The 26,536-nt window shown below is 63.0% G+C and carries 23 protein-coding genes and 1 pseudogene; 8 read left to right on the forward strand and 16 right to left on the reverse strand.

The annotated features are described in order from the left end of the window. Positions 1-177: 177 nt before the first annotated feature. Entirely contained in the window at positions 178-1,200 is a 1,023-nt protein-coding gene (locus H1204_RS00845) for a bile acid:sodium symporter family protein (protein WP_180729415.1), read from the reverse strand. Between the two features lie 536 nt (positions 1,201-1,736). Here H1204_RS00845 and H1204_RS00850 point away from each other — a divergent pair. The 4 genes from H1204_RS00850 to icmF all read left to right on the forward strand — a co-directional run bounded on the left by H1204_RS00850 (position 1,737) and on the right by icmF (position 8,531). Beyond that, positions 1,737-2,297: a hypothetical protein gene (locus H1204_RS00850; protein ID WP_180729416.1), complete on the forward strand. Its 561-nt coding sequence runs from the start codon at positions 1,737-1,739 to the stop codon at positions 2,295-2,297. Positions 2,298-2,825: 528 nt separating this feature from the next. Further along, entirely contained in the window at positions 2,826-3,905 is a 1,080-nt protein-coding gene (locus H1204_RS00855) for a porin (RefSeq protein ID WP_180729417.1), read from the forward strand. A gap of 181 nt (positions 3,906-4,086) precedes the next feature. Further along, the gene (locus H1204_RS00860; RefSeq protein WP_180729418.1) at positions 4,087-5,025 is read left to right on the forward strand and encodes a LysR family transcriptional regulator; all 939 of its coding nucleotides are present in this window, start codon (positions 4,087-4,089) and stop codon (positions 5,023-5,025) included. Between the two features lie 131 nt (positions 5,026-5,156). Continuing rightward, positions 5,157-8,531, forward strand: a complete 3,375-nt coding sequence (gene icmF / locus H1204_RS00865; protein ID WP_180729419.1) for a fused isobutyryl-CoA mutase/GTPase IcmF — start codon at positions 5,157-5,159, stop codon at positions 8,529-8,531. A gap of 61 nt (positions 8,532-8,592) precedes the next feature. Here the strand turns inward: icmF and H1204_RS00870 are convergent, their stop codons facing one another. Beyond that, the gene (locus H1204_RS00870; protein WP_180729420.1) at positions 8,593-9,552 is read right to left on the reverse strand and encodes a nitronate monooxygenase family protein; all 960 of its coding nucleotides are present in this window, start codon (positions 9,550-9,552) and stop codon (positions 8,593-8,595) included. A 263-nt stretch (positions 9,553-9,815) separates the two neighbouring features. Here H1204_RS00870 and H1204_RS00875 point away from each other — a divergent pair, with 263 nt between their 5' ends. Further along, positions 9,816-10,706 carry an alpha/beta hydrolase gene (locus H1204_RS00875; RefSeq protein ID WP_180729421.1) on the forward strand — a complete coding sequence of 297 codons (891 nt, stop codon included), beginning with the start codon at positions 9,816-9,818 and terminating at the stop codon, positions 10,704-10,706. Positions 10,707-10,736: 30 nt separating this feature from the next. Here H1204_RS00875 and H1204_RS00880 read toward each other — a convergent pair whose 3' ends face one another. After that, positions 10,737-11,222: an Lrp/AsnC family transcriptional regulator gene (locus tag H1204_RS00880; protein WP_180729422.1), complete on the reverse strand. Its 486-nt coding sequence runs from the start codon at positions 11,220-11,222 to the stop codon at positions 10,737-10,739. Positions 11,223-11,335: 113 nt separating this feature from the next. On the opposite strand from H1204_RS00880, the pseudogene H1204_RS00885 reads away from it, so the two are divergent. Next, positions 11,336-12,234: pseudogene (locus H1204_RS00885) on the forward strand (DMT family transporter). 206 nt (positions 12,235-12,440) lie between these two features. Here the strand turns inward: H1204_RS00885 and H1204_RS00890 are convergent. From H1204_RS00890 to H1204_RS52575, 7 genes are all read right to left on the reverse strand, one after another. Then, entirely contained in the window at positions 12,441-13,361 is a 921-nt protein-coding gene (locus H1204_RS00890) for an MBL fold metallo-hydrolase (RefSeq protein WP_180729423.1), read from the reverse strand. After that, entirely contained in the window at positions 13,358-13,813 is a 456-nt protein-coding gene (locus H1204_RS00895) for a MaoC family dehydratase (protein ID WP_180730826.1), read from the reverse strand. The genes H1204_RS00890 and H1204_RS00895 overlap by 4 nt, the downstream gene beginning before the upstream one ends. Further along, the gene (locus tag H1204_RS00900; RefSeq protein ID WP_180729424.1) at positions 13,810-14,058 is read right to left on the reverse strand and encodes a DUF1289 domain-containing protein; all 249 of its coding nucleotides are present in this window, start codon (positions 14,056-14,058) and stop codon (positions 13,810-13,812) included. The genes H1204_RS00895 and H1204_RS00900 overlap by 4 nt, the downstream gene beginning before the upstream one ends. Then, positions 14,055-14,585 (reverse strand): YbaK/EbsC family protein, encoded by a 531-nt coding sequence (locus H1204_RS00905; RefSeq protein ID WP_180729425.1) that lies wholly within the window; start codon positions 14,583-14,585, stop codon positions 14,055-14,057. Before H1204_RS00905 ends, H1204_RS00900 begins: the two co-directional genes overlap by 4 nt. Before the next feature lie 21 nt (positions 14,586-14,606). Then, positions 14,607-15,533, reverse strand: coding sequence for a hydroxymethylglutaryl-CoA lyase (locus H1204_RS00910; RefSeq protein WP_180729426.1), 927 nt, complete (start codon positions 15,531-15,533; stop codon positions 14,607-14,609). A 96-nt stretch (positions 15,534-15,629) separates the two neighbouring features. Beyond that, entirely contained in the window at positions 15,630-16,571 is a 942-nt protein-coding gene (locus H1204_RS00915; RefSeq protein WP_180730827.1) for a glyoxylate/hydroxypyruvate reductase A, read from the reverse strand. Between the two features lie 56 nt (positions 16,572-16,627). Beyond that, entirely contained in the window at positions 16,628-16,762 is a 135-nt protein-coding gene (locus tag H1204_RS52575) for a hypothetical protein (RefSeq protein ID WP_274608194.1), read from the reverse strand. Between the two features lie 40 nt (positions 16,763-16,802). On the opposite strand from H1204_RS52575, the gene H1204_RS00920 reads away from it, so the two are divergent. Next, positions 16,803-17,405, forward strand: coding sequence for an alpha/beta hydrolase (locus H1204_RS00920; protein WP_180729427.1), 603 nt, complete (start codon positions 16,803-16,805; stop codon positions 17,403-17,405). 28 nt (positions 17,406-17,433) lie between these two features. Here H1204_RS00920 and H1204_RS00925 read toward each other — a convergent pair whose 3' ends face one another. Next, on the reverse strand, positions 17,434-17,715 hold the full coding sequence (locus H1204_RS00925) for a hypothetical protein (RefSeq protein WP_180729428.1): 282 nt from the start codon (positions 17,713-17,715) through the stop codon (positions 17,434-17,436). Between the two features lie 324 nt (positions 17,716-18,039). Here H1204_RS00925 and H1204_RS00930 point away from each other — a divergent pair, with 324 nt between their 5' ends. Then, complete coding sequence (locus tag H1204_RS00930) at positions 18,040-19,020, forward strand: sulfate ABC transporter substrate-binding protein (protein WP_243468536.1); 981 nt, start codon at positions 18,040-18,042, stop codon at positions 19,018-19,020. A 758-nt stretch (positions 19,021-19,778) separates the two neighbouring features. Here the strand turns inward: H1204_RS00930 and bioB are convergent. From bioB to H1204_RS00955, 5 genes are all read right to left on the reverse strand, one after another. Further along, positions 19,779-20,825: a biotin synthase BioB gene (bioB, locus tag H1204_RS00935; protein WP_180729430.1), complete on the reverse strand. Its 1,047-nt coding sequence runs from the start codon at positions 20,823-20,825 to the stop codon at positions 19,779-19,781. Between the two features lie 44 nt (positions 20,826-20,869). After that, positions 20,870-21,589 carry a dethiobiotin synthase gene (gene bioD, locus H1204_RS00940; protein WP_180729431.1) on the reverse strand — a complete coding sequence of 240 codons (720 nt, stop codon included), beginning with the start codon at positions 21,587-21,589 and terminating at the stop codon, positions 20,870-20,872. Beyond that, positions 21,586-22,770: an 8-amino-7-oxononanoate synthase gene (gene bioF / locus H1204_RS00945; protein WP_180729432.1), complete on the reverse strand. Its 1,185-nt coding sequence runs from the start codon at positions 22,768-22,770 to the stop codon at positions 21,586-21,588. The genes bioD and bioF overlap by 4 nt, the downstream gene beginning before the upstream one ends. Beyond that, complete coding sequence (bioA, locus tag H1204_RS00950) at positions 22,770-24,116, reverse strand: adenosylmethionine--8-amino-7-oxononanoate transaminase (protein ID WP_243468537.1); 1,347 nt, start codon at positions 24,114-24,116, stop codon at positions 22,770-22,772. Before bioA ends, bioF begins: the two co-directional genes overlap by 1 nt. 878 nt (positions 24,117-24,994) lie before the next feature. Beyond that, complete coding sequence (locus tag H1204_RS00955) at positions 24,995-26,278, reverse strand: prolyl oligopeptidase family serine peptidase (RefSeq protein ID WP_180729434.1); 1,284 nt, start codon at positions 26,276-26,278, stop codon at positions 24,995-24,997. Between the last annotated feature and the right edge of the window lie 258 nt (positions 26,279-26,536).

Genomic DNA, 26,536 nt, shown 5'->3' on the forward strand with positions numbered 1-26,536 from the left:
CTCGGCGGAAGCGTTTCCATTATTTGGGAAGAGAGGCGTGCGTTTGTCCTATGCCGTCGTGCCGAGGCGACAGCGGCGACCGGGCCGGGTGAAATAACGAAAAAGCCGCCCGCAGGCGGCTTTCACGACATGCACTCAGGGAGAGCGCTTATGGATCTCGACTCATTCGAAATCGGCCTAGCGGCGCGCAACAGCGGCCGTCGTGCTCTTTTGCGCGGCGCGCTTCTCGGCGCTGACGTCGCGTGCGCCCCAGCGTTGCGCGAGCGCGGCGCAGACCATCAACTGAATCTGATGGAACAGCATCAGCGGCAGCACGACGGCGCCTACCGCATGCGTGGCGAAAATCACTTTCGCCATCGGCACACCGGCGGCGAGGCTCTTCTTCGAACCGCAGAAGATGATCGTGATCTGGTCGGCGCGGCTGAAGCCGAGGCGCTTGCTGACGAACATCGTCAAGAGCAGTGCGAGCGCCAGCAGCACCGCGCACACCACGAGCAGTCCGCCCAGCGCGACGAGCGGAATCTGATGCCACAGGCCTTCGTTGACGGCCTCGCTGAACGCGGCGTAGACCACCAGCAGGATCGAGCCCTGGTCGACGAACTTCAGCACGCCACGATTGCTGTCGATCCATCCGCCAATCATCGGCCGCAGCAACTGCCCGGCGACGAACGGCACCAGCAGCTGCAGCACGATGTTCCACACCGTATGCCACGGCGACGTGCCGCTCGCGGCCTGGCTCGTGACGATCACGCTGACGAGCGCGGGCGTGATGAAGATGCCGAGCAGGCTGGATGCAGACGCGCTGCACACGGCGGCGGGCACATTGCCTTTCGCAATCGACGTGAACGCGATCGACGACTGAACCGTCGACGGCAGCGTACAGAGGAAGAGGATGCCGGCGTAGAGCGCAGGCGTCACGAGGGGCGAAAGAAGCGGTTTGAGTACGAGCCCGAGTATCGGAAAGAGCGCGAACGTGCTTAGCAGCACGACGAGGTGCAGCCGCCAGTGCGTGGCGCCGGCAATGATCGCTTCGCGCGAGAGCTTGGCGCCATGCAGGAAGAACAGCAGTCCGACCGCGAAATCCGTTACCCAGTTGAACGCCGTCGCCGCGTGGCCGTGCACGGGCAGCAGGCTCGCGAAAATCACCGTGCCGATCAGGCAGAGCGTGAAATTGTCGGGCAGGAGTTTCGGACGGGCCATCTTTTCAAATCTCGATGCAGGTGTAGCGTCGCCTTGATGTCGCCGGCGGGCGGGCGCCAAAGGGCTATTGTCCGCGCAAAGTGATTGAAAAAGCAAATTCATTTGCCGAATTGATTAATTACCTGAACGCATGAAACGCCCGTTCGCGTGCATGGTTGCGTTCGCATCGAGTCTGCTGGTCATAACGACCGTTTCGAGCGTCAAAAATCGGTCGAAACGACACGTCAAAACGAGCGTTTCGAAGCGCCTCTGTTCATACGAATTCAGGTGTTCGAACGACCCCGTTTCAGCGCTTTTTCCCCTCGCGCCGCAAGAGGTTTGTGGCGAAAAAACGTCGCAGTAACAATGCGTTACAAGAGTGCCGCAGACCTAACATATTTTGGCTCGACTCACTGGGAGGACGCCAATAAATTACTGTTCGAAGGCCGATGGGGCATCGCGCGAGACAGCTAGTCATGCAAGTCGCGCTGCCCCGGAACCAGCCAAGCCGTAGCTCGAACGGCGGGCTCTCAGGCGGGTCGTCGGGCAGGTGAAACATGGTGCTTGTAGGGCTGTCGAGGATCAAATGGTGGATGACGGGCGCGCTGATCGTCGCGCTGACCTCGCTCGCCTATGCGAAGCCGTCATTTGTCAGCCATGACGGACACGGGCTGTTCGGCGGCGGATCGAGTTTTCACGGTTCGTCGTTTGGTGGCCCTGTCCATGGAAACGCTGCGCCGCGCGCCAACGTTTCGCGTGACATGCCGCGCGGTATGGCAATGCCAGGCTACACCGGCCGATATGCGCGAAATGAAGCACCGCGCACGCGCGGCAATGCGTCGAACTACACCGCACAACGCATGAAGCTTCCCGCCGACGTCTATCACAACCGCCCCGCCGCGCAATATGTCGGCACGCAGTATGCCGGCGCGATCACGCCTATCAGCACCGAGTCACATAACGCGCCGCGACCGCCCGCAACCGCGCAATCGGCGCACGTCGGTTCGATCCGCGACGACGTCACACGTTACAACGAAGAGCGCGGCGCATCGCGCCCGATTCCGCGCCCGCCTGGCGACTCATCGCGCATCCCGTCTCCGTCGCCTTACCGTAATTGACCTCTCCTTTGCCGGACGTGACGGTTCGGTCCAGTCTGCTGTCCATCCACCTCGCTCTGAGATTGGATCGGTCTTTTCCCAAGTTCAGCTACCCAATCTATTCGGTCTCCGCACGTCCGACAAAATACCCCGTCTGATCTGACGTAAGCACGCCACACATTTTTGAAAACGCTCGTCAGTCTCCAGCGTTTGTCATCAAATCCCCTCTTCGTTGCGGCGGCGCGTCAATCCATCGTTGATGCGCTTCGCATCACACGCTGTGCGGTAGAATTCGCGCCCTTCGAAGGGCCTGCGGGTGCTTGCGGCACTGCGGAAACAAGGTGCATCGGCAACCAGTATCAGGCCGAAAGTTCACCAAACTATTCAGTCCCATATACCCGCAATAACCGCAGATATTTTTGTCCATAAAAATGGTCCGCAAAGATTTGTCCCAGCCCAGATTGGCTCGACGATCAAACGGATAACAAACACGGATCCGGCGAGCGCCCCGCCGAACAGCCACACCTTTTGACAAAGACAGGAGAACCCATGAATACCACCGTCAGCCGTGCGCTGAGAACAACCCTGAAGGCGAGCGTCATCGGCGCCATGCTGGCCGTCGCATCGACGTCGTCGTTCGCGCAGTCGAGCGTGCAGCTTTATGGTCAGGTCGACGAATGGGTCGGCGTCACGAAGTTCCCGGGCAGCCAGAGCGCATGGAACGTGTCGGGCGGCGGTATGTCGACGTCGTACTGGGGCATCAAGGGCGCCGAAGATCTGGGCAACGGCTACAAGGCGATCTTCACATTGGAAGACTTCTTCCGCGCGCAGAACGGCAAGTTCGGCCGCTTCGATGGCGACACGTTCTTCGGGCGTAACGCGTATGTCGGTATCGAGTCGCCGTACGGCACGGTGACGGCAGGCCGTCTGACCACGCAACTGTTCGTGTCGACGATTCTGTTCAATCCATTCATCGACTCGTATGTGTTCTCGCCGATGGTCTATCACGTGTTCCTTGGGCTGGGCACGTTCCCGACCTACACGACGGATATGGGCGTGGTCGGCGATTCTGGCTGGAACAACGCAGTCCAGTATTCGTCGCCGGACTTCAGCGGCCTGTCGGGCAGCGCAATGTATGCACTGGGCAATTCGGCGGATCACAACGGCTCGAAGAAATACAGCGCGCAGTTTCTGTATTTCCACGGTCCGTTCGCGGCGACGGGCGTGTTCCAGTACGTGAACTTCAACAACTCGCCGACCGACCTCGGCTCGCTGGTCTCGGGCCTGAAGAGCCAGTCGGTTGGCCAGGTGGGCGTGTCGTACGACCTGAAGTTCGTGAAGTTCTACGGTCAGTACATGTACACGAAGAACGACCAGGACGTCGGCAGCTGGCACGTGAACACGGCGCAGGGCGGCGTGTCGGTGCCGCTCGGTACGGGCACGGTGATGGCGTCGTACGCTTACTCGCGCGACACGGGCGGTCTGGACCAGATGCACCAGTCGGCGGCGATCGGCTACGACTATCCGCTGTCCAAACGCACCGACGTCTACGCGGCGTATCTCTACGACAAGTACACGAGCCTGGCGTCGGGCTATACGGCTGGCGTCGGCCTTCGCGCGAAGTTCTGATCGCGACCGACGCACGGCGGCGTGCACGGCGCGCCGTTGCGTTGTTCACCGCAAGGCCCTGCCTTCTTCACGGAAGGCGGGGCTTTTTCTTTCCGATGCTCGCGTGTGCCGCACATTGGCGATCGCTACTTGATAAAGTCCCGGAAATCAGCCTGATTCATTCCTATTCCGAGCGATCGCCATGGATACCCTCGTCAGCATGAAAGTGTTTCGCCACGTGGTCGAAGTCGGCAGCTTCGTCGGCGCGGCGGAAAAGATGGACATGTCGGCGGCGATGGCGAGCAAGCACGTGATGCATCTGGAGCAGCAACTCGGCGCGCGGCTTCTGAACCGGACCACGCGCCGCGTCGCGCCCACGGAAGCGGGCCGCGAGTACTACGAGCGCCTGAGTCAGGTGCTGAGCGAACTCGACGAAGCCGAGCAGGCGGTCGGCGCCGCGAGCATCGTGCCGCAAGGGCGCTTGCGCGTGTCGACGTTGTCGGCGTTCGGTCTGCGGCACGTGATGAGCGCCGTCGCCGATTACGCGACGCAGCATCCGCAAGTCACCGTCGATATCACGCTGTCGGACCGCGTCGTCGAACTGATCGACGAGGGCTACGACGTTGCGATCCGCGCATCGCCGTTGGGGCTGAAGTCGTCGTCGCTGATCGCGCGCCAGGTGGCGACCGCGCATCTCGTGTTGTGCGCGTCGCCGGACTATATCGAGCTGCACGGCGCGCCCAGAAACACCGCCGATCTCGCGCGCCACAACTTCATCCAGTACGCGGGCGTGTCGGCGCTCGAACTGGTCGCGGGCGCGAACGCGGAAAGTGGGCGCGTCAAGCTGTCGGGCAATCTGATCGTCAATCATCTGGAGGCTCAGCGCGTCGTCGTGTTGCAGGGCGCGGCGCTCGCGCTGCTCGGCACCGAAGTGATCGGCGACGATCTCGCTGCCGGCCGCCTCGTGCCGCTGCTCGTCGATGAACTGCCGCCGCGCGAACTGCCCATCCACGTCGTCTACGCGAGCCGCCGGCATCTGTCGGCGAAGGTGCGCTCGTTCGTCGATTTCATCGCGGAGCGCTTTTCGAGCGAGACGCTGTGGCCGACGCTCGAGCAGATCAGGGCGCTCGCTGTGCGCTGAGATTCAAGGCGCAGTGCCCGTCAACTCGCGCCTGCTGAACGCCGCGCGGACGATCGGGTCGTATCGTTATACTGGTTGCAGCACCCGCGAAGTAGAGACGAACGAACCTGACGATTCGATCCGGGGGAGACATGACTGATCTTTCCACGCCGCAGCGCGTCGGTGACGACGCGCCCGCTTCCCGACCTTCCGCGCCGCGCCCGCCGCACGAGACGTCCTCGCGACGTCTGCGTTTCGTTACGGCCGCCGCGCTGTTCGACGGCCACGACGCGTCGATCAACATCATGAGGCGCATCCTGCAGGCGAGCGGCGTCGAAGTGATCCACCTCGGCCACAACCGCTCCGTCGAAGAAATCGCGACGGCGGCGCTGCACGAAGACGCGGACGGCATCGCGGTGTCGAGCTATCAGGGCGGGCACGTCGAATACTTCCGCTATCTGGTCGATCTGTTACGCGAGCGCGGCGGCGAGCGGATCAAGGTGTTCGGCGGCGGTGGCGGCGTGATCGTCCCCGATGAAATCGCGGCGTTGCAGCGCTATGGTGTCGTGCGTATTTACTCGCCGCACGACGGGCAGCGGCTCGGGCTGCAAGGGATGATCGACGACATGATCGCGCGTTGCCGCGACGCGACGCGAGCGGACGTTCAGCCTGCTCAACTGGCTCTCGATCTGAAGGACGCGATGCGCCGGGACACGGATCGCGCCGGGCATGTCGTCGCGTTCCGCAAGCTCGCGCAGCTGATTACCTCGCTTGAAACGGGCGACGTCGATCCCGCCACGCGCGCGGCACTCGCCACGCAAGCCAAACAGACACGCGTGCCCGTGCTCGGCATCACAGGGACGGGTGGCGCTGGCAAGTCGTCGTTGACCGATGAACTGATCCGGCGTTTCCGTCTCGACTACGGCGACGCGTTGACCATCGCCGTGATCGCGATCGATCCTTCTCGCCGCAAATCAGGCGGCGCGCTGCTCGGCGACCGCATCCGCATGAATGCGATCGGCGACTGGGGCAGCGGCGCACGCGTCTTCATGCGCTCGCTGGCGACGCGCGAGGCGTCGAGCGAAATCTCCGACGCGCTGCCCGACGCAATCGACGCCTGCAAGATGGCGGGCTTCGATCTGATCGTGGTGGAGACATCAGGCATCGGGCAGGGCGATGCCGCGATCGTGCCGCATGCCGACAAGTCGCTGTATGTGATGACGCCGGAGTTCGGCGCGGCAAGCCAGCTCGAAAAGATCGACATGCTCGATTTCGCGGACGTTGTCGCGATCAACAAGTTCGACCGCAAAGGCGCCGCCGACGCCTTGCGCGACGTCGCAAAACAGGTTCAGCGTAACCAACAAAAGTTTGGATCGAAGATCGAGGAGATGCCCGTATTCGGTACGATTGCGTCGCGTTTCAATGACGACGGCGTAACCGCTGTGTACCAAAATATCGCGAAGACTCTACGCGATCACGGACTGCAAGAAAGCGACGGGCGATTGCCGACACTGCAAGGCGTCAGGCATTCGACGGGCCGCAACGCCATCGTGCCGCCCGCGCGCGTGCGCTATCTGTCGGATGTGGCGCTCACGGTGCGCGGTTATCGCGAGCGCGTCGAAGCGCAATCGCAACTCGCGCGCGAGCGTTGGCAGCTCGACGAAGCGCGCCGGATGCTGAGCGAAGCGAACGGCAGTGTGCAAGATGCCGCTGCGTTCGATTCGCTCATCGACGCCCGCACGTCGCAAATGGGCGAGCGCGAAAAGGCGCTGCTCGATGCGTGGCCGGACACGGTCGCCGCCTATTCCGGCGACGAACATGTTGTGAAGATTCGCGACAAGGAAATCCGCACGGCGCTCACCGTCGAAACGCTGTCGGGATCGAAGATCCGCAAGGTCGCGCTGCCGGCATTCAAAGATCCCGGCGAAATCCTGCGCTGGCTGATGCTCGACAATTTGCCTGGCTATTTCCCGTTCACGGCGGGCGTGTTTCCGTTCCGCCGCGAGAACGAAGACCCGACACGCATGTTCGCAGGCGAGGGCGATCCGTTCCGCACCAACCGGCGTTTCAAGCTGCTGTCCGAAGGGATGCCCGCCAAGCGCCTGTCGACGGCGTTCGATTCCGTCACGCTCTACGGAGAAGAACCGCACGAAAGGCCCGATATCTACGGCAAGGTCGGGAACTCGGGTGTGTCCGTGGCGACGCTCGACGACATGAAAGCGCTCTACGACGGCTTCGATCTGTGCGCGCCCGAAACGTCGGTGTCGATGACGATCAACGGACCCGCGCCGACGATTCTCGCGATGTTCTTCAATGTCGCGATCGATCAGCAGATCGCGCTCGCACGCGCGAAAGCGCAGCAGGAAAACCGCGAGCCTTCGCAGGACGAACTCGACGCCGCGCGCCGTTTCGCGCTGGAAAACGTGCGCGGCACGGTGCAGGCCGACATCCTGAAGGAAGATCAAGGGCAGAACACCTGCATCTTCTCGACGGAATTCAGCCTGAAAGTAATGGGCGACATTCAGGCGTACTTCGTCGAGCACGGCGTGCGCAATTTCTATTCGGTATCGATCTCCGGCTATCACATCGCCGAGGCGGGTGCGAACCCGATCTCGCAACTGGCGTACACGCTCGCCAACGGCTTCACCTACGTCGAGGCATATCTCGCGCGCGGCATGGATATCGACGATTTCGCGCCGAACCTGTCGTTCTTCTTCTCGAACGGGATGGACCCGGAATATACGGTGCTCGGTCGTGTCGCGCGGCGCATCTGGGCCGTTGCGATGCGCGACCGCTATGGCGCGAACGAACGCAGCCAGAAGCTGAAGTATCACGTGCAGACATCAGGCCGCAGCCTGCACGCGCAGGAAATCGACTTCAACGATATCCGCACGACGTTGCAGGCGCTGATCGCGATCTACGACAACTGCAACTCGCTGCACACAAACGCGTTCGACGAAGCGATTACCACGCCGACGGAAGATTCGGTGCGTCGCGCGGTCGCGATCCAGTTGATCATCAATCGCGAATGGGGACTCGCGAAGAACCAGAATCCGAATCAGGGCAGTTTCATCATCGACGAACTGACGGATCTCGTCGAAGCGGCCGTGCTCGCGGAGTTCGACCGGCTCACCGAGCGCGGCGGCGTGCTGGGCGCGATGGAGACGGGGTATCAGCGTGGCCGGATTCAGGACGAATCGATGCTGTACGAGCATCGCAAGCATGACGGCTCGTATCCGATCGTCGGCGTGAATACGTTCCTCGGCGCGCATGCGCACGATGCGCCGCCGCCGATTGCGCTCGCGCGCTCGACGGAAGAAGAAAAGCAGGGGCAACTGAAGCGCCTGCGCGCGTTCCAGTCATCGCATGAAAGCGACACGCCGGCGATGCTGGAGCGTCTGAAGCAGGCCGTCATCGACGATGAAAACGTTTTTGCCGTGCTGATGGAGGCAGTGCGCGTGTGTTCGCTGGGACATATCACGCATGCGCTGTTCGAAGTGGGCGGACAGTATCGGCGCAACATGTGACGCCATCCTGAAACGAAAAGGCCGCGTCTGCGGCCTTTTCATGTCTTCACTGCCTTACGGTTCAGCGCCCCATCCCGAGCCGCGTCTTCGCCGCCTGATACTCGTCCTTCAGACGCGCAACAAGCTCACCGACGCTCGGCACATCGTGCATCAGACCCACGCCCTGGCCCGCGCCCCAGATGTCTTTCCACGCCTTCGCCTTGTCACCGCCGAAGTTCATCGCGGTCTTGTCCGACTCGGGCAGCGCATCGGGATCGAGCCCCGCATTCTGGATGCTCTCGCGGATGTAGTTGCCGTGCACGCCCGTGAAGAGGTTCGTATAGACGATGTCGGCGGCATTCGCGTTGATGATCGCCTGCTTGTAGCCTTCGACGGCGTGCGCTTCCTTCGTCGCGATGAAGCGCGTGCCCATGTACGCGAGATCGGCGCCCATCGCCTGCGCGGCGAGAATCGAGCCGCCGTTCGCAATCGAGCCCGACAGCACGATCGGACCGTCGAACATGCGCCGCACTTCGCCGACCAGCGCGAACGGCGACGTCGTGCCCGCGTGGCCACCCGCGCCCGCCGCGACAAGAATCAGACCGTCGACGCCCGCATCCAGCGCCTTCTGCGCGTGACGCAGATTGATCACGTCGTGCAGCACGATGCCGCCGTAGCTGTGCACGGCATCGACGATCTCCTTCGCGGGCGCGCGCAGGCTCGTGATGAAAATCGGTACCTTGTGTTCGACGCACACGCGGACGTCGTGCTCCAATCGCGCATTCGACTGATGCACGATCTGGTTCACGGCAATCGGCCCGATGACGGCGTCCGGGTTCGCCGCCTTGTGTTCGGCGAGCGAAGCCTGAATCTGCGTGAGCCATTCGTCGAGCAGTTCGGCCGGGCGGGCGTTGAGCGCGGGGAACGAACCGACGATCCCCGCCTTGCATTGCGCAAGCACGAGCTCGGGGTAGCTGACGATGAACATCGGCGAGGCGACGACGGGCAGAGTAAGGTTCTGCAGGACGGCGGGCAAGGCCATGGTGCGAGTCTCCAGATCGACTGCCGGTGCATCGGGTGCCCGGCGATATGAGTGTAGCGGCTGCCGTCCGCGTTTCGCTTCAAACAGCCGTCGAGTGTCAAATTTAAGAACGGTCGTTCGATTATAGGCGAGTCTGGGCCGCGCTGCTCGTTCGGTGTCGTTTGAAGGAGAGTTCAGGTTCTACGAAAGCGTGGGCTATCCCACTCGCCGCGACACACTCGCCTTCTACAATGCCCAGACTTACAACGACAACGAGATCCGACATGCCCTTCGCGGACTTCACACCTTTTCGGGTCACGGCCGGCGGCGTCGATATTCATGGAGTCAAAGGCGGAAACGGGCCGCCCTTGCTGCTGCTGCACGGTCATCCGCAGAGCCATCTGATCTGGCATCGGTGCGTGGCGCAACTCGCCGAGCATTTCACGGTGATCGCGACCGACCTGCGCGGCTACGGCGCGTCGGCGAAACCGCCCAGCGACCCGACGCACGCACCGTATTCGAAGCGCGCGATGGCGGCAGACCAGGTCGACGTGATGCGCCACTTCGGCTACGAGCGCTTTCTCGTGTGCGCGCACGACCGCGGCGCGCGGGTCGCGCACCGGATGGCGCTCGACTTCCCCGACTCCGTCGAACGCCTGATGCTGCTCGACATCGCGCCGACGCTCGCGATGTACGAAGCCACCGACCGCACCTTCGCGACGCTCTATTTCCACTGGTTCTTCCTGATCCAGCCGGAGCCGCTGCCCGAGACGCTGATCGAAGGCAATCCCGATGTCTACGTCGACCGCGTGATGGGCAGCCGTCACGCGGGCCTCGCGCCGTTTGCGCCCGAGGTGCTGGCCGAGTATCGCAAGGCCCTGAGGCAGCCGGGCGCCGTGCATGCGATGTGCGAGGACTACCGCGCATCGGCGACGATCGATCTCGAGCACGATCGCGCCGATATCGAACGCGGACACAAGATTGCATGTCCGCTGCGCGTGCTGTGGGGCGCGGAAGGCGTGGTCGAAAAATGCTTCGAGCCCATCGCCGAATGGCGTAAGGTTGCGCGCGACGTCAGCGGTCGTTCGCTGCCGTGTGGCCACTACATTCCCGAAGAGGCGCCCGTCGACCTCGTGGCGGAGATGTTGTCCTTCTTCGAAGCCGTCGAGCTTTGATTGCCGCGTGCTTCTACGCCGCTCGCTTCCTTAGGCGAGCGGCGGCAAGCGCCGCGGCACCGGCGTCGACTTGACGATGGCGGTGCTCGTTTCCGCACGCTCGGTCACTTTCGACAGAATCTCGTCGAGTTGATCGATCGAGCGCAGATACAGGCGGCAGATGAAGCAATCGTCGCCCGTCACCTTGTCGCATTCGACAAACTCCGGAATACGGCGAATCACGTCCTCCACCAGATGCAACTGACCGGGCAGCGGCTTCACGCGCACGATCGCCTGCAGCGTGTAGCCGAGCGCGCGCGGATCGATCTGCACGGTGAAGCGCTCGATCACGCCTTGCGCGTCGAGGCGCCGCAAGCGGTCGGCCGTCGCGGGCGCCGACAGTCCGACGCTTCGCGCGAGTTCGCTGACGGGCTGACGTGCGTCGTCGGCGAGACTCGCGAGCAGCATGCGGTCGGTGTCGTCGAGTGTCGCGGGCGCGGGATCTTGCTTGATGTCGGGATTAAGGCGCCTGGTCATTTTGGCCTTCGCATTTAAGGTTGATTCGCTCGATCGCCTGATTTTAGATATGTATTGGCAACTTCGGATTAATTACACTGATCGCAAGATGTGATTCTTCTGGAGAGTTTCAGATGGCTGCAAACAACGAAGTGCGGCGCGGCGCGTTCGAGATGACACTCGCGATGCTGATGTCGGGGACGATTGGCTGGCTGGTCGTTTCATCGCAGCAATCGGCACTGAACGTCGCGTTCTTCCGATGCCTGTTCGGCGGCGCGACGCTCCTGCTGATCTGCGCCGTGCTTGGACTGCTCAAACGCAAGCTGTTTTCCTGGAAGATGATCGCGCTCGCCACGCTCAGCAGCGCGGCCATCGTCGTGAACTGGGTGTTGCTGTTCGCCGCTTACTCGCGGGCCTCGATTTCGATGGCGACCACCGTCTACAGCACGCAGCCTTTCATGCTCGTCGCACTCGGGGCGCTGGTGTTCCGCGAGCGCGTGACGGCATCGACGGTCGCCTGGCTGCTGATTGCGTTCGTCGGACTCGTGTTCGTCGTGAAAGTGGAGCCGGCTGTGCTCGCGGTGCCGGGACAATATCTGCAAGGCGTTGCGTATGCCGTCGGCGCGGCTTTCCTGTACGCGGTTTCGTCGATCATCACAAAGCACTTGAAGAACACGCCGCCGCACCTTATCGCGCTGATCACGGTGACGACAGGCGTCGCCATGCTCGCACCGTTCATGCAATACGACACGTTACCTACGACGGGCGTGCACTGGCTGCAACTCGTCACGCTCGGCATCGTGAACACGGGATCATGTATGTGCTGCTGTACGGCGCCATCCAGAAGCTGCCGACGGCGATGACGGGCGCGCTGTCTTTCATCTATCCGGTTGTGGCGATCGTTGTCGACCGGATCGCGTTCGGACAGAAGCTCGCGTGGATTCAGGTGCTTGGCGCCGTGTTGATCCTGCTTGCGGCGGCCGGCGTGAATCTCGGCTGGCGCATCGTGCCGACGCGCCGCTACTCCATATAACGGTACTTCATACCGATAGTACGGAATCCGAATAAGGTGTCGGGCCGGCGTTAACAATTCTGTAGGGAAATCACCGATGCGTTCGAAAGCTACGCACAGGTATCATTTCTTCGACGCTGATCACGTCAACAGTAATTACGCCGCTCGAACCGAAAGCCGAGCGGCTTTCTTTTTATACGGCCGTTCGCGCGGCTTCGGCTCACGAATCAACCCGCGCGCGCAGTGATCTGCTCGCCGTCGAATCGCAGCGGCCCATTCTCCGCCGCCAATCCCTCTATCAGTTCACGCAGCAGCGAGGGCCATGCGCTGCGCGGCTTCAGCATCGATGCTGAAGCCCGCATCACGCTCGCGTCGTCGAGCATGCGCAGCAAGGCTTCGAAAGATAGCGAGCGTGCGTCGAGCAGCTTGAACACGATTAACACCTTCAGCGCATTTTTCGCGTTACGTGCCGGATCGGCGCGCAGCCACGCGACACGCGACAACGCGCGATCGAGTGCCGCATGGACCTCGGAAAACGGCGCGCCGTGGCCGGGTATCACAGTCTTGACATCGAGCGTGCCGATCAGTTCGAGCACGGCCTGTTGCTCTGCGAAACCGCTGTCGCCTTCGAGTTCCGGAAAGATCACACCGAAGCCGTTTTCCCACAGCGCGTCGGCGCTGATCAACAGCTTTTGCTCGGCGCAATAGAGCATCAGCGAATGCGGATCGTGGCCGGGCGCGCCGAGCACGTCCCAGTCCAGCGCGCCGAGCGTCAGGCGCATGCCTGGTTCGATCGTGTCCGAGAATGCGAAACGTTCGCAGAATTGACCGGTTGCGCGAAACGTCAGACGCGACTCGTCCCATTCGCGCACGGCGTCCGCTTCCGTCGATGGAATCAGCGTCCGGCACGGCCACGTTGCCTGCAATTGCGCGTTGCCGCCGCAGTGATCCGAATGCAGATGCGTGTTGACGATCAGGTCGAGCGGCCGCGTGCCGAGCGCATGTCTGACAAGCGCCGCCGTTTGCGCCGCGTGCGACGCGTAGCCGGTATCGACCAGCGCCGCGCTCGCATCGTCGACGAGCAGCACGTTGTTCGACGACAGCCAGCCACGTTCGAACACGCGTATGGACGCCGGCAGCGCGATCATGCGCCGCTTTCCTGTGTGGCGGGTTTCGGCATCACGAGTATCGTCGACTTGCCGATCAGCACCGTTTCGCTGCGCTGGTTCACGACGCTGCCTTCGAGCTGTGTCAGATCGCCGTTGAGGCTCGCTTTCCAGAATGCGCCGACGACGCGCCACGTCATCGTCAGCGTGTCGCCGCAATGCGCGGCCTTCTTTAGCTTGATATCGAACTCGAGCCCAAGCGGCTGTGCGTAGGTCGAGAAGTGCGTGGCGAGCAGCGCCATGAAATGCGCGGTGGGCTGCGTGCCGGAGGCGATCAGGCCGCCGAAGCGGCTTTGCGCCGCGTACGCGTCATCGTGATGGAGCGGGTTGAGGTCGTTCACGAGCGTGGCGAACGATTTGATCGATTCCGCCACGAGGCTCAGCGTCGCGCTGAATGTCTCGCCAACCGTGACGACGCGCGGCGGCGTGTTCATTTCTTTGTCTCGCATTTCGGAGACTGCTTCGCCATGAAGTCGACGTGGCGCCTGTCGATCTCAACCCACACCGCGCGCTTTGCCGCGTCATCGAACGAAGACCAGTTCGCGATTTCGTCGATCGTGCGCAGGCAACCTTCGCACAGGCCCGTAGACCGATTCATCCGGCACACGTTGATGCATGGCGAAGGAACGGGCGCGATGGTTTGCGCCGTCTCGTGAGCGCGAGCGGTGTCGGCTGTCATGCCGTCTCGCGCAACGCCACATCGACGACGGGCGCGCCCGTCAGCGTGGCCAGTTCCTGCGGCGTCAGGTTGAACACCGCATGCGGATGACCGGCGGCTGCCCACAGGCTGTCGAGCGTGAAGAGATCGGCGTCGATCAGCGTGACGGGCGTCGTTGCGTGACCGATCGGACACACGCCGCCAATCGCATAACCCGTTTTTTCACGTACGAACTTCGCGTCCGCTCGCGCAATCTCGCCGACCTGCGCCGTCACCTTTTTTTCATCGACGCGATTCGCGCCGCTCGCGATGATCAGCACGGGCGCATCGTCTTCACGGCGGCGAAACAGGATCGACTTGGCGATCTGCGCGATCGAGCAGCCGAGACCCGCCGCCGCTTCCGCTGAGGTCTTGCCCGTTTCCGGCAGCATCACGACCTGTCCGGCGTGGCCGCGCTCGCGCAGCAAAAGCGCGACGCGTCGTGCCGACTCGGGCAGCGAATCCAGCTCGGGCGTGTGAGGTGTCTGTACCGTTGCGTTATCCGACATGTGTTGTGTTCCTGTGATGGGTCATACGCAGGTGGACTTTTCGCTGCGCGCCTTCGCCAGCAGCGCTTTGCCCGCGCGCGACACGTTCGGCTTGCCGATCGACGTCGAAATGAAATCACCGATCTCGACGACCTTCGCGAGGTCGATGCCTGTCTCGATGCCGAGTCCGTTCATCAGATACAGCACGTCTTCCGTGGCGACGTTGCCCGTTGCGCCTTTCGCGTACGGACATCCGCCGAGCCCTGCGACCGACGCATGAAAAATCTCGATGCCTTCCTGCAGCGAGGCGTAGATGTTCGCGAGTGCCTGGCCGTAAGTATCGTGGAAATGCCCCGACAGGCGCTCGCGCGGAAACACCTGCGTGACGGCGGTGAACACTTCGCGCGTGCGCTTCGGTGTACCGACGCCGATCGTGTCGGCGATATCGATCTCGTCGCAGCCCAGCGCCGCGAAACGCTCAACGACATCGACTACCGACGCGACGGGCACGTCGCCCTGATACGGACAACCCAGCGAGCACGACACGCTGCCGCGAATGCGGAGGCCCTTGTCTTTTGCAGCCTGCGCGACAGGCACGAAGCGCTCGATGCTTTCCGCAATGCTGCAATTGATGTTCTTTTGCGAGAACGCCTCGCTGGCTGCGCCGAAGATCACGATCTCGTCCGCCTGAGCGGCGACAGCGCCTTCGAAGCCGCGAAGGTTCGGCGTCAGCACCGAATAGATCGTGCCCGCGCGACGCTCGATGGCCGCCATCACGTCGGCGCCGTCGGCCATCTGCGGCACCCATTTGGGCGACACGAACGAAGCCGCTTCCACATTCCTGAACCCGGCCGCCGACAGGCGATTGATCAACTCGATCTTGACTTCGGTGGGTACGAATTCCTTCTCGTTCTGCAGCCCGTCGCGCGGACCGACTTCGACGATTTTCACTGCTTGTGGCATGGCCATGTTTGTCTCCTGTGTCGACGGGGGCCAGCGCTTTGGCGCTTGCTCCCGTCCCTGCGAGTAACCCGCTGCCGCGAGATTGGTGTGCTGCCAACGCGCTCAATAGCCGCGCCCGATATCAACGATTCCGCCGATCGGCTCGCCACGCATCAACGCGCCGATTTTTTGCGCGATCTGCGCGATGCTTTCTTCGCGCAGCGTCAACGCCGAGATATGCGGCGTGATCGAGATGCGCGGGTGCTTCCAGAACGGATGCTGGGGCGGCAACGGTTCTTCCACGAATACATCGAGCGTGGCTGCGGCGATCTGGCCTTGCTCCAGCGCAACGAGCAAATCCTGTTCGACCAGATGCGCGCCGCGCGCGATGTTGACGAGGTATGCGCCGAGCGCGAGCTTCGACAAGTTGCGCTGGTTCAGCACGCCGTGCGTGTCGGGCGTGTGCGGCAGCAGATTGACGAGCACTTTGACGCCATCGAGGAACGCGTCGAACTGCGCTTCGCCCGCAAAGGTCGCGACGCCTTCGATCTCTCGCGCGCTGCGGCTAAAGCCGCGCACCGGGAAACCTGCCGCGGCGAGTGTCGTTGCCACATGCGAGCCGAGCACGCCCAGACCGAGCACGCCGACTGTGAACGTTTCGCGCGCGTGCGGTTCCAGCACATGCCAGCGCTGTTCTGCCTGCAGCCGGTCGTATTCGTCGAAGCGTCGCATGTAGCGTAGCACTGCGTACATCACGTACTCGGCCATCTGCTGCGCCATTCCTGTGTCTTCCAGCCGCACAAGTTGCGCGTCGCGCGGCAGCGTGCCGGGATGCTCGCGCTCCAGCTTCAGGATCGCGTCGACGCCGGCCCCCAGGTTGAAGATCGCGCGCAAGTCGTCGCGGCCGGCGAGCATTTCGCGCGGCGGCTTCCAGACGACGGCGACATCGGCGGGGGCGTTGTCCCCCGGTTGCCATTCGCGCAGGTCGACACCCGGCAGTGCACGCGACAGGTCGCGCAGCCAGACGTCGGCATCGGATTGCGGTGTATAGAACAGGACTTTCATGCGTAGCCGGTTGAGCGTTGCTGTCGCCAGAAGCGGGGTGCTTTTATGGATAGGCTTCATTCTACTTTTTCGCCGACCTTCGCGCGCATTCCGCCGGACGCGAGGCGCACGATACCGGCGCGAGCCAGCATGCGCAGCGGCACGGCGATATGCAAAGCACGAAAAATTGGTTCAAGCCACGTGCCGCCCACGCGACAATGATTTCAAGATTCCCGCTACGAGGAAAGAATCATGTTTTCGTGCACCCGATCGATCTGGCCGCCACGGCTCGTGACCGTGCCGGGTTTGCACGGCAGCGAAGGCGCACACTGGCAAACCTGGCTGGAGCGCCAATTTCCGCGCGCCTTGCGAGTCGAGCAGGCTGATTGGGACGCGCCCGATCTCGCACGATGGGCGCAGGCCGTGCGCGATGTACTGGCTAAGGAGCGTGGGCCGTTCGTGCTCGCAGCGCACAGCTTCGGATGCCTCGCCGCCGCGCATGCGTTGCAACACGGCGTGCCGGTTGCTGATATAGCAGGCGTACTATTCGTCGCGCCAGCCAGCCCGAAGAAGTTCGAGTTTGCGGGCGCTTTCGACGCACGCCGTCTAGGCGTGCCGTCCATTCTGATCGGCAGCGAGACCGACCCATGGATGACACTTGCCGACGCGCGCGAGCTGGCAAGGCATCTGGGCAGCGCGTTCGTCAATCTGGGCGACGCAGGCCATATCAATACCGCCGCGGGCTTTGGCCCCTGGCCGCGCGCGAAATACTTCGTGGAGACGCTCGCGCATTGCGCCGCGCCGCTGCGGTTTCACGATGAGGACGAGGCGCTCGCCACGCAGGTATTCAACTAGCCGCTGCGGCTACGCAACGCCCTATGCATCAGATCCAGTGGAAGCCCTTCGCCAGCAGGCCGGCGAGCGCGAAGTTGGCCGCCCATAGCAGGCGGAATTCAGTGCGCATGACACTTTCCAGCGCGCTGAAGCGCTGGTCGACATAGGTCCTCAACTCACGCACTTCACGTTTGAGATCTTCGAGGTCCTGGAGAATATGTTCGATCGTGGTTTCGGCTCGGGTCATGCGTGCCTCCATATTGAGACCACCGTGAATCAATCGAAGCGTGTGAAAGCGGCGCTTCACAAGGGGTTTTTCTAGCGTTTCCATTCGTACAATCCTAAGCAAAATCTTTCTTAAGCAGGGTTCTCGATGATCAGAAACCCAACGGACGAACAACGTTAAATTGCGCTGCAACGCGACGATCCGCGATTCGCGAGCACCGTCACGAACCAATCGTACTCGCGACTATGAGGTCGAGAAACCTGGCCGGACGACGTAGGAATTAATCCATGCTTTCCCAGGAACCGCGCGAATCGATCCGCTAGAATCCCTGCTCCAGCCGCAGCGTCGCGGCGACGTGCTTCATCATTGACAAGCGGGGAATAAATGGCAGGCAGAGGAGATCAAACGCGCAGGCTCGCGGCTGGCTTCATGACGTTGGCGCTTTCGATCGGCGCCGCGCAGAGCGCGCATGCGGATGCATCGCTGCTCAACGTGTCGTATGACGTGACGCGCGAGCTATACAAGGACATCAATCCGGGCTTCATCGCGGCGTACAAGCAGAAGAGCGGCGAGACAGTATCGGTCAGGCAATCGCACGGCGCGTCGAGCGCGCAGGCGTTGTCGGTGCTGCAAGGGTTGCAGGCCGACGTCGTGACGATGAACCAGCCGAACGACATCGACCTGCTCGCCGAGCGTGGCCAGCTCGTGCCCGCGAACTGGCGCGCGCGCCTGCCGAACAACAGTGCGCCGTACACGACGACGATGGTGTTCCTCGTGCGCAAGGGGAATCCGAAGCACATCAAGGACTGGGACGATCTGGCGAAGCCCGGCGTGCAGGTCGTGATTCCGAATCCGAAGACGGCGGGCAATGGCCGCTACACGTACCTGGCCGCGTGGGGTTACAAGAAGCAGAACGGCGCAACGGATGCGCAGGCGCTCGACTTCGAAAAGGCGATCTTCCGCAACGTTCCCGTGCTCGATACGGGCGGGCGCGGCGCGACCACGACGTTCACGCAGCGTGATATCGGCGACGTGCTGGTGACGTTCGAAAACGAAGTGTCGCTGATCGACACGGGCGTGGGTGCGGGCAGCTTCGAGGCCGTGTATCCGTCGATGAGCATTCTCGCCGAGCCGCCCGTGACGATCGTCGACAAGGTGGTCGACAAGCGCGGCACGCGGAAGGAAGCGCAGGCTTATCTCGACTATCTGTACACTGCGCCCGCGCAGGAGATCATCGCGCAGCATCACTTGCGTCCGCGTGATCCCGCTGTGCTCGCGAAGCATGCGAGTGAGTTCAAGCCGTTGAAGACATTCACTGTTGAGCAGGTGTTCGGGAGCTGGCGGAAGGCGCAGCAAACTCACTTCGCTGATGGCGGCACGTTTGATCAGATCATCGTAGATAGGAAGTAGGCGCTGCGCGGCTGTTTGGTTTGCTTGTGTTTGTGCTGGCATCCGCGATTCGTTAGCGTGCTTCAGGCGTCGCCCCTGTGCGGGGCGGCACCTACTTTTCTTTGCCGCCGCAAAGAAAAGTAGGCAAAAGAAAGCGGCTAACACCGCTAGTTCTAGTTCTTGCCTGAGGGCCCCCAACTGGTCCCACGCTTCACACGGCAACACCCTTGTTCGCCTGCGTTGCCAACGCGATGAATGAGCGCCTCACCCACTTCAGACACTCGCACAAGGGCTCGCGGCAGCGAATGGTATGTGCGGCCCAGGTGGCAAACTGTGTGTAGGTTGTCGCGGCATACGCGTTAGCGCTCTTACATGGTGGGGCGCGTGCGTTACCGGGTCCGAAGTGAGGCGTGTGCAGTGCTACGGCCTACACACAGTTTGCCACCTGGGCGGCCGTGGAATATCTGGCATGGCGTGCTCCGACGCGGGTGCGTGAAGCGGGTGAGGCGTCAATTCGGAGCGTTGGCAACGAACATGGGTCACGTGATTGCCGTGTGGAGCGTAAGAACCTTTGGGGCCCTCAGGCAGGAAGAAGAATTGGCGGTGTTAGCCGCTTTCTTTTGCCTACTTTTCTTTGCGGCGGCAAAGAAAAGTAGGTGCCGCCCCGCACAGGGGCGACGCCTGAAGCACGCTAACAAATCGCGGATGCCAGCAAAAGCAAAAAGCAAAAGCAAAAGCCCGCGTCGATCAACCCAGACGCCGCACGGCAAAAAACAACATCAATGCCCGTCGCATCCACTACGCTCAACCGGCATCTGCTGCGCCGCCTCCGCGCGAATCCCTAGCCGCTCGAGCAGCTTGCGGTCGGCTTCCGCCTGCGGATTGCTCGTAGTCAGCAACTGGTCACCATAGAAGATCGAGTTCGCGCCAGCGAGAAAGCACATCGCCTGCAGCGCTTCGTTCATCTGTTCGCGGCCTGCCGACAGCCGCACCATGGCGCGCGGCATCGTGATGCGCGCAACGGCGATCGAGCGCACGAACTCGAACGGGTCGAGCGCTTCCGTGCCCGTGAGCGGCGTGCCTTCGACCTGCACGAGATTGTTGATGGGCACTGACTCCGGATACGGCTCCATGTTCGCGAGCTGCGCGATCAGACCCGCGCGCTCGCGGCGCGACTCACCCATGCCGACGATGCCGCCGCAGCATACATTGATACCCGCGTCGCGCACGCGTTCGAGCGTTTCGAGCCGGTCTTGATAGGTACGCGTCGAAATGATCTGGCCATAGAACTCGGGCGACGTGTCGAGGTTGTGGTTGTAGTAGTCGAGACCCGCGTCGCGCAGACTCTGCGCCTGATGCGTTTCGAGCATGCCGAGCGTCACGCAGGTTTCGAGACCCATCGCCTTCACGCCGCGAATCATGTCCTTGATGGGTTCGAGATGGCGGTCTTTCGGATTGCGCCATGCGGCGCCCATGCAGAAACGCGTCGCACCGTTTTGTTTTGCCACTTGCGCGGCGGCCAGCACGTCTTCGACATCCATCAGCTTTTCGGCCTTCAGCCCCGTGTCGTGATGCACGGATTGCGGACAGTACGCGCAGTCTTCCTCGCAGCCGCCCGTCTTGATCGACAGCAGCGTGGACAGTTGCACCGTGTTCGCGTCGTAATGCTCACGATGCACCTGTTGCGCGCGGAACAGCAGGTCGTTGAACGGCAGTTCATACAGCGCGACGACGTCGGCGACGCGCCAGCGCGTGGCGGTGGCATCGGCAGCGGCGGCCGCCTGCGAAGGCGTGACGGGCAGTGCAGCAGTGGTGACATGGCTCATGGGATCGATCCTTGATGATTTGATTTTTTGAAGGCTTTCAGCGCCTAGCGCTGCGCGGCACGCAGCGTCTGCAGCAACCGGTTGGTGTCGAGATGCGTCGCGGCGACATCCGCCGACGCGGGGCTCAGATGCGGCACGATGCCGAGCAACGGCGCGCCATACTGGCGGTCGAGGCGGTCGCGCAGCGCCGCGATGTTTTCGTCGGGAAACAGCATCTCCGGGTCGACGCGGTTCGCGACCCAGCCGGCAATCGCCAGGCCGCGCGCGGCGATCGCTTCCGCCGTCAACAGCGCGTGGCTGATGCAGCCCAGCCGCATGCCCACGACGAGCACCACAGGCAGATTCAATGCGAACGCGAGATCGGCGGTGTCGTGCGCGTCGGTGAGCGGCACTCGAAAGCCACCGACACCTTCCACCACGACGACATCGGCCATTTGCAGCGCCGCGTTGTGCGAGTCGACGATGCGCGTCATGTCGAGCATGACGTTTTCGAGCGCGGCGGCGATATGCGGCGCTGCCGGTTCCCTGAGCATGAACGGCGTGCGAATCTCAGGCGGCAGCAGCACATTGGCGGCAGCGTCGAGCTGATCGGCGTCTTCGTTGTGCAGCACGCCATCCACCAGCGACGCGCCCGCCGCGATCGGCTTCATCGCGGCTGCGCGCAGTCCTTCGCGCGCGAAGCCGCGCAGCAGCGCTGCCGAAACCAGGGTCTTGCCGATTTCCGTATCGGTGCCCGTGACGAAGAGGGACAGTGCGTTGCTCATGCCGCTGCCTCCGCCGTCTTCATCAGCGCGCTTTCGAGCAGGTCGAGATCGTTGTGCGAATGTGCGGCCGACAGCGAAATGCGCAAACGCGACGTGCCTTCGGGCACGGTCGGCGGACGGATCGCGGGCACCCACAGATTCGCGCGATCAAGCGTGGCGGCAATGTCGAGCGTCGCGTCGTTCGCGCCGATTATGAGCGGCTGCACGGCAGTGTGCGAATCGACGGGCAGCCACGGCGTGCGCTTCATCATCTCGCGCGTGCGCCCGATCAGCGCGCGCAGATGCGTGCGCCGGTGCTCGCCCTCGTCGCCGCCGATGATGCGCAGGCTCGCGGATACCGCATGCGCCGCCGATGGCACCGACGCCGTCGTGAAAATATACGGACGCGCGCGCTGCACGAGCCATTCGATCACGGTCTCGTGCGCGACGACGAACGCGCCGGACACGCCCGCCGCCTTGCCGAGCGTGCCAATCGAAATCAGATGCGGCGAGCGCAACGCGGCCTCGGCAATCGCGCCGCGGCCTTGCGGGCCGAGCACGCCGAAGCCGTGCGCATCGTCGACGACGAGCCACGCGCCGTGTCGTTCCGCGAGTTCGACGAGACGCGCGAGCGGCGCGATATCGCCGTCCATGCTGAACACGGTGTCGGTGACGATCAGCTTCACGGCAGCGTCCGACGCTTCGAGCATTGCGCTTAACGCTTCGGCATCCGCGTGCGGATAGATCTGGATGTCGGCACGCGAAAGGCGCGCGCCGTCGATCAGCGATGCGTGATTGAGGGCATCGGAGAACAGCGTCGTGCCACGGCCCGCGAGCGCCGTGAGCGTCGCGAGATTGGCCATATAGCCGGTGCTGAAATACAGCGCGCGCGGATTGTCGACGAAGCCGCCTGCGAATTCGGCGAGGTCGTCTTCGAGTTGCGCGTGCGCGCGCGAATGGCCGCCGAGCAGATGCGAGCCGCCGCTGCCCGCCCCATAGCGGCGCGCGCCTTCCGCGATCGCCGCGACGAGTAGCGGGTGCGCGGCGAGGCCAAGATAGTCGTTGCTCGCAAAGCCGATGATGTTGCGGCCGTCGACGGTCATATGCGCGGAGCACGGCGAGTCGACGGTGCGGCGACGGCGGCGCAGGCCGCGTGCGTCGATGTCCTGCAAGCCTTGTTCGAGCGTTTCAAGCAACTGCATCAGCGCGCCTCCGTCAATGTCGCATCGAAGGTGGCGCGTGTGCGTTCTGCGAGCAGCGCGATTTCTTCGTCGTCGAGAATGTACGGCGGCATCAGGTAGACCGTCGTGCCGATCGGGCGCAGCAGCAGTTCGCGCTGCAATGCGTTTTCGAAGAAGCGGCGCGAGAAGGTCTTCGCGGCGTTGGCGTCGTCGATGACGGCATCGAATGCGATGATCGTGCCGCGCTGGCGCAGGTTGCGCACCTGCGCATGTTGCGCGAGCGGTTCGAGTGCGGCGCGCAGTGCCGCCGATTTCTTTTCGTTTGCAGCGAGCACGTTGTCGCTCGCGAACAGGTCGAGCGTCGCGAGCGCCGCGCGGCAGGCGAGCGGATTGCCCGTGTACGAATGGGAATGCAAAAAGCCGCGTGTGGTGTCGTCGTCGTAGAAGGCGGCGAAGATTTCATCACGGGACAGCACGATCGACAACGGCAAATAGCCGCCGCTGATGCCTTTCGACAGACACAGGAAGTCCGGCCACACGCCCGCCTGTTCGCACGCGAAGAACGTGCCGGTGCGTCCGCAGCCGACGGCGATCTCGTCGGCGATCAGATGGACGCCATAGCGGTCGCACAGCGCGCGTAAGCCTCCTATATACGACGCGTCGTGCATCGCCATGCCCGCCGCGCATTGCACGAGCGGCTCGACGATCAACGCGGCGATGTTGTCGGCGCGCGATTCGAACAGCGAGCGCACATCGGCGAGCGCGCGCTGCGCGACGTCGGCGGCCGTTTCGCCTTCACGCGCAAAACGCGCGTCGGGCGACGCGACGACATGCGCGTTGCGAATCAGCGGATCGTAGGCGTCCTTGAAAAGCGCGACATCGGTGACGCCGAGCGCGCCGATCGTCTCGCCGTGGTAGCTGTTCGCGACGCAGACGAACTCGCGCTTGTAGTCGTAGCCGCGGTTGCGCCACGAATGGAAGCTCATCTTCAAGGCGATTTCGACGGCCGATGCGCCGTCCGACGCGAAGAACGCGTGACCGAGCGTGTTCTGCGTGAGCGCGCTCAGACGCTCGGCGAGTTCGATTGCCGGCTCGTGCGTGCAGCCGGCGAGCATTGCGTGCTCCAGCGTGTCGAGCTGATCCTTCAGCGCCGCGTTGATGCGCGGGTTCGCGTGGCCGAACAGATTTACCCACCACGAACTGATCGCGTCGAGATAACGGTGTCCGGCGCGATCGTAGAGCCACGCGCCGGCGCCGCGCGATACGGGCACGAGCGGAAAGCGCTCGTGATGCTTCATCTGTGTACAGGGATGCCACACAGCGCGCAGGCTGCGGGCGATCCAGTCTTCGTTTGCCTGTGTATTCAAAACTGCTCCGGGCATGAACCAAGCTGGGCGCGGGCGTTGGGGGCGCGGCGCGTCTTGCGGGTCGGTCATGCAAATGCTGCTGGCGAATCGGGACGGTTGGCGTCCACCTGGAATCCGGCGACGGGAAGCGTGATTGGCAGCGCGTCGGTGACGGTGGCTGCGGGCGTTTTCCGTGGCGTCGGATTGGCTGCCGCGACGATGCGCTGCAAAGGCTCGCAGTGCCTCCGCAGCACACTTTTTTGCGACAGCGGAGGTGAGATTAGCGCGAACTCCGCTGCGATGCACTACCTGAAAATGCCGTGTTTTCAAGGGCCTGCGTGCAATTTTTGGTGGTTCGCGACAGCTCGCGCCCGTTCGATTTCAAAGACGGCAGATGGCCGTAGATGACGACGGCAAAGTCAGGGGCCCCCTGTGAAAAAAATCTGGTCGTATGTCGGCGTTTTCAGGGCTGTATCGGGGAACGTGTGCGGCGGCGGCTGCGTCAGCCGTTCTGGCGAGTGCGTACTGGGCGTGCGGACGCGGGCAAGCGAAGGACGCAGCCTGGAACGCAAGGATGTGCAGAGGGCGCGCGTCTGCGGCGCGATGGATGCGCGGGGTCGACAAGCTCGCGCGCTATCTGGCGACCCGTGCAGGGCGGGCTGACACAGATCGCGTACGCCAGCGTGACGGCCGGTCGAAAGGCTTGATCACGGCTCGTCTCGACGTCCGGGGCACGAAGCCGCGATGCGATGAAGTGCTTCACGCAGTTCATGCGTGAACGGAGTCAGGCGCGGACGGTTGTGCGAGCACGCCGTACGCAACTGGGCGCGCGTGCCCGAAAAGCGGTGGAGATCAGGAGGTTTTGCCCGTCGCGCTATACGCAACGGGCGGCGAGAGACTCAGCGGCTAGCCAGCGCGGGCTTGCTGTCGTCGTTCGAAGGTGCGTCGGCGTCGGCCGTTCGAGTGGCACCGTCTTTCCATACGACGGCGTTGTTGACCGCGTACAGGTGGCACGGGTCCGCGCTCTGCTTCTGGCAGTTGGCGACGGCCACCGACATCGGATCGTCGCCGCCTTCCGCCCACGACCACGCGCCCGAATCGGATACGGCGAACGCGCGGCTCGGATACTGATGCAGGAAGTTGCGGTAGCCGGCGCGGCCAGCTTCGTCGACGAAGGGCACGGAGTCAACGGCGTCGATCGACGCGAAATGCGTCGCCTTCGGCTGCGTCGGCTCGGCGACGCGGTACTGGACACCCGTCGGCATGCCGACGCGCGCAAGGAACGCTTCGACGGACGGCCACCAGACCTGCACGCCGTCGCGATCGCCGACCAGACGGTGGGCGTCATTCTTGTACGAGCCGAAATCGACCATTTTCGCGGTCGCGCCCGTGCCCTGCGCGTTATTGATGTACGCGGTGTACATCTGCGAAACGAGCGTGGACGGCCAGATCGAGTCGTTGTCGCCGTACAGCCACAGCGACGGCACATGCGTCTTTTCGCCGTACGTGCCAAAGGCGTGCGTCAGATTGCCTTGCCAGTCGGTGCAGGCGTCCTGGCGCAGGCCGCCGGAGAAATTGATCAGCCCGCGCACGCCGGACGCGGCGTTCGTGCCGTAGGCAATCGTCGCGAGGCCGCCGTGCGAGGTGCCCGCCACGACGATGTGCTTCGCGTCCACGTAGCTTTGCTTCGACATGTAGTCGACCGTCGTCGCGACGTCGGCGGCCTGGCTCATGCCGTTGCGCGTCACGTCGCAGCCATCCTGCACATACGTGCCGCCCGAATCGGCGAAGCCCTGGCGGTTCGGCGCGACCACGACGTAGCCGCGGCGCACAAATTCGCGCGCCAGCGAGACGGGATCGCTGCGCGTCTGCATGCGCGGATCGCCGTGAATCTTGCCGTGGTTGAACACGACCATCGGGAACGGGCCCGGACCTTCGGGCTTGTAGATGGTGGTTTCGAGGGTGACATTGCCGTCGGTGCCGACAGGAATGCGGACGATCTGTTCGCTCAGCTTGACGACGGGCAGGTAGCCATCTTCATCGAGCGCGAGGCGCTGCACTTGCGCGCGGCCGAGCGGGCCGGCCTCGACGTCCGTGATCGGGTCCGCGTGCGCGGTCGTCACGGCGCTGGCCACGATGGCCGCCGAGATCGCACATACCGTCAGAACTTTGCTGAACACCATCCGCAACACCTGCTCTCAAAAGCGCCTGAACCTTCCCTACGGTTGCCCGCAGAACTGATTTCGGTACGGTGACACGCCAAAACAAGGTCAAAAAATCACGTACGGTGCGTTGTTCACGCACTCAGACAGATCAAGACCGCATTGGAATGAACCGAAGCCGGTCGACGCGACCCCACGCGTCGAAATGAGCGCCTCGCGATGCCCCTGATCGCGTGCCCGCTGAATAGTCAGCAGGCGGTGCGTCTGGACATCCTGCGG

It is taken from the genome of Paraburkholderia sp. PGU19, from assembly GCF_013426915.1.
Classification (GTDB): domain Bacteria; phylum Pseudomonadota; class Gammaproteobacteria; order Burkholderiales; family Burkholderiaceae; genus Paraburkholderia.

What these genes read in the sequence shown, in the direction of transcription:
- H1204_RS00845 (WP_180729415.1), bottom strand. Translation starts at nt 1,200, where the DNA reads ATGGCCCGTCCGAAACTCCTGCCCGACAATTTCACGCTCTGCCTGATC.
- H1204_RS00895 (WP_180730826.1), bottom strand. Translation starts at nt 13,813, where the DNA reads ATGAACACGCCGCCGCGCGTCGTCACGGTTGGCGAGACATTCAGCGCG.
- H1204_RS00850 (WP_180729416.1), top strand. Translation starts at nt 1,737, where the DNA reads ATGGTGCTTGTAGGGCTGTCGAGGATCAAATGGTGGATGACGGGCGCG.
- H1204_RS00905 (WP_180729425.1), bottom strand. Translation starts at nt 14,585, where the DNA reads ATGTCGGATAACGCAACGGTACAGACACCTCACACGCCCGAGCTGGAT.
- icmF (WP_180729419.1), top strand. Translation starts at nt 5,157, where the DNA reads ATGACTGATCTTTCCACGCCGCAGCGCGTCGGTGACGACGCGCCCGCT.
- H1204_RS00880 (WP_180729422.1), bottom strand. Translation starts at nt 11,222, where the DNA reads ATGACCAGGCGCCTTAATCCCGACATCAAGCAAGATCCCGCGCCCGCG.
- H1204_RS00870 (WP_180729420.1), bottom strand. Translation starts at nt 9,552, where the DNA reads ATGGCCTTGCCCGCCGTCCTGCAGAACCTTACTCTGCCCGTCGTCGCC.
- bioB (WP_180729430.1), bottom strand. Translation starts at nt 20,825, where the DNA reads ATGAGCCATGTCACCACTGCTGCACTGCCCGTCACGCCTTCGCAGGCG.
- H1204_RS00925 (WP_180729428.1), bottom strand. Translation starts at nt 17,715, where the DNA reads ATGGAAACGCTAGAAAAACCCCTTGTGAAGCGCCGCTTTCACACGCTT.
- H1204_RS00920 (WP_180729427.1), top strand. Translation starts at nt 16,803, where the DNA reads ATGTTTTCGTGCACCCGATCGATCTGGCCGCCACGGCTCGTGACCGTG.
- H1204_RS00915 (WP_180730827.1), bottom strand. Translation starts at nt 16,571, where the DNA reads ATGAAAGTCCTGTTCTATACACCGCAATCCGATGCCGACGTCTGGCTG.
- H1204_RS00890 (WP_180729423.1), bottom strand. Translation starts at nt 13,361, where the DNA reads ATGATCGCGCTGCCGGCGTCCATACGCGTGTTCGAACGTGGCTGGCTG.
- bioF (WP_180729432.1), bottom strand. Translation starts at nt 22,770, where the DNA reads ATGCAGTTGCTTGAAACGCTCGAACAAGGCTTGCAGGACATCGACGCA.
- H1204_RS00910 (WP_180729426.1), bottom strand. Translation starts at nt 15,533, where the DNA reads ATGGCCATGCCACAAGCAGTGAAAATCGTCGAAGTCGGTCCGCGCGAC.
- H1204_RS00900 (WP_180729424.1), bottom strand. Translation starts at nt 14,058, where the DNA reads ATGACAGCCGACACCGCTCGCGCTCACGAGACGGCGCAAACCATCGCG.
- H1204_RS00955 (WP_180729434.1), bottom strand. Translation starts at nt 26,278, where the DNA reads ATGGTGTTCAGCAAAGTTCTGACGGTATGTGCGATCTCGGCGGCCATC.
- bioD (WP_180729431.1), bottom strand. Translation starts at nt 21,589, where the DNA reads ATGAGCAACGCACTGTCCCTCTTCGTCACGGGCACCGATACGGAAATC.
- H1204_RS00855 (WP_180729417.1), top strand. Translation starts at nt 2,826, where the DNA reads ATGAATACCACCGTCAGCCGTGCGCTGAGAACAACCCTGAAGGCGAGC.
- H1204_RS00875 (WP_180729421.1), top strand. Translation starts at nt 9,816, where the DNA reads ATGCCCTTCGCGGACTTCACACCTTTTCGGGTCACGGCCGGCGGCGTC.
- H1204_RS00930 (WP_243468536.1), top strand. Translation starts at nt 18,040, where the DNA reads ATGACGTTGGCGCTTTCGATCGGCGCCGCGCAGAGCGCGCATGCGGAT.
- H1204_RS00860 (WP_180729418.1), top strand. Translation starts at nt 4,087, where the DNA reads ATGGATACCCTCGTCAGCATGAAAGTGTTTCGCCACGTGGTCGAAGTC.